Raw genomic sequence first — 4,643 nt, forward strand, 5'->3', positions numbered from 1 at the left:
GCAGCCGCGCCCGGTCCGCCAGCGCCGCCGCATGCGCGGGGCTGGTCGTCGCCAGCCAGTCGACCAGCGCATGCACGGTCGCGGCCTCCGGCGGCGCGTCGACCAGCTCCTCGCCCAGGCCGATGCCCTCGCGCACACTCGCGAAATACAGGACCCGCAGCATATACCGTCAGTCCATGTGCTTCAGGCCGACGCGCAGATAGTCCCAGCCGGTGATCGCGGTCAGCACCGCCGCGCCCCACAGCGCGCCCAGCCCCACCGTCTTTATCCAGCCCGCCGCCGCCGCCCCGGCCAGGATCAGCGCGCCGAACGCGACCAGCTGCAGCGTTGTCTTCCACTTGGCCAGCCGCGACACGGGCAGCGACACCCGCAGCCCCGCCAGGAACTCGCGCAGTCCCGACACCGCGATCTCGCGCAACAGGATCACCAGCGCCGCGATCTTGTGCCAGCCGGCGATGTCCCCCGTGCCGACCAGCATCAGAATCACCGACGCGACCATGATCTTGTCCGCGATCGGATCGAGGAAGATGCCGAGCTTGGACACCGTCCCCTGCGCGCGCGCGAGATAGCCGTCGAGATAATCGGTGATCGCCACCACCGAATAGAGCACGAAGGCGACGGCATAGCCCGTCGTCCAGCCCGGCCACCACAACAGCCAGACCAGCAGCGGCACCGCGACGATGCGCGACAGCGTCAGCAGGTTGGGCAGCGTCAGCATCTCCTCGCGTCCTACCCCCTTCCCGCGCGGGCGCAAACCCTTGAGGTTGCGGCGCGCTCCGCTACAAGCGGCGCGGCCCATGACGCGCCGCACGCCCCGATGATCAACGCGCTCGGGCTGCTCAGGCGGCGCCGGTTCCTGCCGCTGTTCTGCACCCAGTTCCTGGGCGCCTTCAACGACAGCCTGTTCAAGCAGGCGGTGGTGCTGTTCGCCACCTTCCAGGTCTTCAACGACGCGCGCGTCGAGCAGAGCTTCACCGCGCTGGTGACGGGCCTGTCTACGTTGCCCTTCATCCTGTTCTCGGCGATCGCGGGGCAGCTCGCCGACGCGCATGACAAGGCGTGGATCACGCGCGTGGTGAAGACGGCGGAGATCGGGATCATGCTGCTCGGCGCGGCCGGCCTTTTGGTCGCGCGCGCGGGGCATTCGCACACCGGCATCCCCTTGATGCTCGCCACCATCTTCCTGCTGGGGCTGCATTCCACCTTCTTCGGCCCGATCAAATACGCGATCCTGCCGCAGCACCTGCCCGCCGACGACGTGCTCGGCGGCACCGGGCTGGTCGAGGCGGGCACCTATCTCGCCATCCTGTTCGGCACGATCCTGGCCGGCTATCTGTCGATCGAGGGCGCGGCGATCGGCGTGCTCGCGGTCGCGGCGATCGGCTGGATCACCGGCCGGCGCGTGCCGCCGGCGCCGCGCGCGGGGCCCCGGCTCGCGATCAACCTCAATCCGATCACCGCGTCGTGGCGGCTGGTCGCCTCGACGCTGCACATCCCGCGCCTTTACCTCGCGATCGGCGCGATCAGCTATTTCTGGACGATCGGCGCGGTGCTGATCATCGTCTTCCCGTCATTGGTGAGGAACGTGCTGACCACCACTCCCGTGGTCGCCAGCCTGTTCACCGCGACGCTGTCGATCGGCATCGCGATCGGCTCCGTCGTGATCAACACGCTGCTCCGGGGGCGCATCTCGGCGCGCTACGCGCCCGCCTCGGTGATCGCGATGGGGCTGTTCGTCGTGGTGTTCTCGCTCGTCGTGCGCGGCTGGACGCCCGCGCCCGCCGGGCATCTCTACGGCTGGAGCGAGTTCATGCGTCAGCCGCGCGCCGCGCTCGTGGTGCTGGCGCTGCTGGCGATTGCGGTGACGGGGGGCATGTTCGTAGTTCCGCTCTACGCCTTCCTGACCACCACGGTGGAGCGCGACCATACCGCGCGCACGGTGGCGGCGAACAACATCGTCAGCTCCGGCGCGATGGTGGTCGGCTCGGTCGGGGTGATCGGCATCAGCCGGCTCGGCGTGACGGCGGAGAACATGCTGTTCGTCGTCGCCGCGATGTGCCTGGGCGCCGCGTGGCTGGCGCAACGGCTGCACCGCGCCTGCGATCAGAAGATCAGCGTGTAGAAACAAATAAAGAACGCCGCGAAGCTGAGCAGGAACAGCCGCCAGTCCGCGTCGTCGTCGCGCGCGCGCGTCGGCGCGGCCGGCGGCGGCAGCGACCGGCGAATTGGGTGGCCGGCGGCTTCGGTGGAGAGGACAAGGCGTCGCGTCATGGCCGGATGTTAACGCCTTGTTGACGATCTAGACTAGCGGCAAAGAGCGTTAACGCGGTGGGTCAGTCGAACACGAACCGTCCCGGCGCGGGACGTCGCGCGCTACGGCCGCGATCCCGCCCCTGCCTCCTTCAAGGCACGGCGCAGGAACGCGACGCTCTCCGCCAGCACCGGCGCGCGGCCGCGAAACGGCACGGACAGCGCCATGACGATCGATTCGTGGCTCAGCCCCGGATGATCGAGGTGGATCACCGGCGCGCCGACCGCCCGCAGCCGCGCCGTCAGATTGACCGCATTGTGCGCGCCGACCTGCGTGTCCGCGCCGGCGGAGATCAGCAGCAGCGGTGGCGCGGCGGCGCCGGCATGGTTGATCGGCTGCGTGTCCGGCCCGTCCGCCACGCCCCGGAACGCGTCGATCGCGCGCTCCTTGCGGAACGGGAAGAAGTCGTACGGCCCACACAGCCCGACGCCGGCCTTGACGAACCCCGGCGCGACCCCGGCCGCGCGCAGCCAGCGCGGATCGAGCGCCAGCATCGCCACCGTATAGCCGCCCGCCGAGTGGCCCGCGATCGCGACGCGCCCCGGGTCGCCGCCATAGGCCGCGACATGATCCTGCACCCAGCGCATCGCCTGCGCATTGTCCTGGAGGAACGCCGGATAGCGCACCGCCGGCACCTTGCGGTAATCGGGGACGACGACGACGAAACCGGCGCGCGCGAACGCCCGCCCGGCGAACGCATAGGCGCCGCGCGACCCGTGCACCCAGCCACCGCCGTGAAAGAAGACCAGCACCGGCCGCCGCGTCACCGGCCCCGCCGGGCGCCACACATCCAGCCGCTGCCCGTGCGTCCCGAACGGCACGCCATCCGCCGCCTGCTCGACACCACGCCCCCCGCCCGCGACCGCGTCGGCCCAGCTCAGCAGGCGCGGCGGATCGACGAACAGATAGGCCGCCGCGCCCAGCCCGACGACCAGCATCAGCAGGGCAAGCAATGCTCGCTTCACGGGCACGGCGCGCGGCGGAGCGGATCGGTCATGACCGCACGACGCGCGGCGGCGCCGCGAGCAGCTCGTCCCGGGTGAAGAGGGTTCTGGCGTATCCATCGACATGCCGGCGAGAGGCGCCCTCGTCGAGCTCGGCATGGCGCAACAGGTCGACGCGCACGGCCAGGTTGCTGTCCTCGAACCGCGACCGGAGGCGCGCCGCCTCGTGGCCGCTCAGCGCGCCGTACACGACCAGGTCGATGTCCGACGCCGGACGCGCACGCCCCAGCACCCGCGAGCCGAACACCGCGACGCGTTCGATCGCTGGCGCGAACGGCGCGAGCACGGCGAGCAGCGTCGCCCGATCGCGCGTCGACAGGTCGATACCATCAGCGCCCATCCAGCGCCGCCCGTTCGATCATCAGCATCTCGTGCAGGTCCTCGAACAGGCCGATGAACCGGACGGGGATGTCCGCGAGCACACGCTCGAACGCCTGGCGGCGATCGGTGTGCGACAGCTCATTGCGCGCGTCGAGCGCATCCATCCAGATCGGCCCATCGCCCAGATAGCCGGTCGCGAACGCCATCCGCAGCACGTCCCCCGGCCCCCGCCGCTCCAGCGTGACCTTCCGGAAATCCAGGAAATCGGCCAACGTCTTCCAGGCGAGCTCGAACGTGAACGCGAAGCGCTGGATCAACCCCTCCTTGGCCATCACGGGCAGCGACGGATCGTCCAGCATGCCCACACCTTCGCGCAGCAACACCAACGCGCCGTCGAAATTGCGGAACCGCTGCACCCATCGCGGGGTGTCGGCCGACGCTTCGTCCATCACCTGACCCCAGGCCCCGGCATCAGTGCGGCTTGCCCGTGTAGCTGATGAAATCGTCCTCCGGGTCCGGCGTCTCGGCCGGCGGATCGCGCGGCCGGTCGGTGGCCTGGCCGCGCTCGGCGTCCAGCCCTTCCCAGATGCGCGCCTCCGCCTCCGCCTCGCTGATGTTGACCGCGCGCGCCCAGGCCCGCGCGCCGTTCCTCACCGCGTCGACCAGCGCGATGCCGAACGCGAAGGGATCGGGCGCGAGCGCGGCGGGATTGATGAAGCAGGTGACCGGCCCGTCGTCGCGCATCCACATGCGCAGGAACTCCTTGGAGCCCTCGACGAGGTGCGCGTGACGGGTCAGGTCGATCGGGATCGGCTTCTTCATGGCTGCGACTTCATGGCTGCGGGCTCCAGCGCTGGTCGGGTGGGAAGACATCGTCCAGCCCGCCCTTGAGCGCGGTGCCGTAGACCGGGTTGGGCAGCGCGAACCAGCCCCGGCCCCACAGCGCCGCCACCGCCGACCCGGTCGCGCGCCGGCGCCGGTCGGCGACCGGCATCGGCTCGGCGAAC

At 70.5% G+C, this 4,643-nt stretch carries 7 protein-coding genes and 1 pseudogene; 1 reads left to right on the forward strand and 7 read right to left on the reverse strand.

Annotated elements, in window-relative coordinates:
- Positions 1-169 precede the first annotated feature (169 nt).
- Positions 170-718 carry a CDP-diacylglycerol--glycerol-3-phosphate 3-phosphatidyltransferase gene (pgsA, locus tag HUU95_RS08970; protein WP_174279798.1) on the reverse strand — a complete coding sequence of 183 codons (549 nt, stop codon included), beginning with the start codon at positions 716-718 and terminating at the stop codon, positions 170-172.
- A gap of 99 nt (positions 719-817) precedes the next feature.
- On the opposite strand from pgsA, the gene HUU95_RS08975 reads away from it, so the two are divergent.
- Positions 818-2,122 (forward strand): MFS transporter, encoded by a 1,305-nt coding sequence (locus HUU95_RS08975; protein WP_174279799.1) that lies wholly within the window; start codon positions 818-820, stop codon positions 2,120-2,122.
- Here HUU95_RS08975 and HUU95_RS08980 read toward each other — a convergent pair.
- From HUU95_RS08980 to HUU95_RS14565, 6 genes and pseudogenes are all read right to left on the reverse strand, one after another.
- Positions 2,104-2,271: a hypothetical protein gene (locus HUU95_RS08980; protein ID WP_174279800.1), complete on the reverse strand. Its 168-nt coding sequence runs from the start codon at positions 2,269-2,271 to the stop codon at positions 2,104-2,106. The two genes, HUU95_RS08975 and HUU95_RS08980, sit on opposite strands and share 19 nt — an antisense overlap.
- A gap of 102 nt (positions 2,272-2,373) precedes the next feature.
- Positions 2,374-3,276 carry an alpha/beta hydrolase gene (locus tag HUU95_RS08985; protein WP_368039806.1) on the reverse strand — a complete coding sequence of 301 codons (903 nt, stop codon included), beginning with the start codon at positions 3,274-3,276 and terminating at the stop codon, positions 2,374-2,376.
- A 28-nt stretch (positions 3,277-3,304) separates the two neighbouring features.
- The gene (locus HUU95_RS08990; protein WP_174279801.1) at positions 3,305-3,655 is read right to left on the reverse strand and encodes a nucleotidyltransferase domain-containing protein; all 351 of its coding nucleotides are present in this window, start codon (positions 3,653-3,655) and stop codon (positions 3,305-3,307) included.
- Positions 3,645-4,085, reverse strand: a complete 441-nt coding sequence (locus tag HUU95_RS08995; RefSeq protein WP_174279802.1) for an HI0074 family nucleotidyltransferase substrate-binding subunit — start codon at positions 4,083-4,085, stop codon at positions 3,645-3,647. The genes HUU95_RS08990 and HUU95_RS08995 overlap by 11 nt, the downstream gene beginning before the upstream one ends.
- 22 nt (positions 4,086-4,107) lie before the next feature.
- Complete coding sequence (locus tag HUU95_RS09000) at positions 4,108-4,458, reverse strand: DUF5076 domain-containing protein (protein ID WP_254602714.1); 351 nt, start codon at positions 4,456-4,458, stop codon at positions 4,108-4,110.
- A 10-nt stretch (positions 4,459-4,468) separates the two neighbouring features.
- A pseudogene (locus HUU95_RS14565) lies at positions 4,469-4,643 on the reverse strand (acid phosphatase); the annotation flags it as partial.

The sequence above is a fragment of the Sphingomonas bacterium genome, assembly GCF_903643065.1.
GTDB lineage: Bacteria > Pseudomonadota > Alphaproteobacteria > Sphingomonadales > Sphingomonadaceae > Sphingomonas.

Bases quoted from the DNA above. Each gene is read 5' to 3' on its own strand.
- pgsA (WP_174279798.1), bottom strand. From the start codon at position 718: ATGCTGACGCTGCCCAACCTGCTGACGCTGTCGCGCATCGTCGCGGTG.
- HUU95_RS08975 (WP_174279799.1), top strand. From the start codon at position 818: ATGATCAACGCGCTCGGGCTGCTCAGGCGGCGCCGGTTCCTGCCGCTG.
- HUU95_RS08980 (WP_174279800.1), bottom strand. From the start codon at position 2,271: ATGACGCGACGCCTTGTCCTCTCCACCGAAGCCGCCGGCCACCCAATT.
- HUU95_RS08990 (WP_174279801.1), bottom strand. From the start codon at position 3,655: ATGGGCGCTGATGGTATCGACCTGTCGACGCGCGATCGGGCGACGCTG.
- HUU95_RS08995 (WP_174279802.1), bottom strand. From the start codon at position 4,085: ATGGACGAAGCGTCGGCCGACACCCCGCGATGGGTGCAGCGGTTCCGC.
- HUU95_RS09000 (WP_254602714.1), bottom strand. From the start codon at position 4,458: ATGAAGAAGCCGATCCCGATCGACCTGACCCGTCACGCGCACCTCGTC.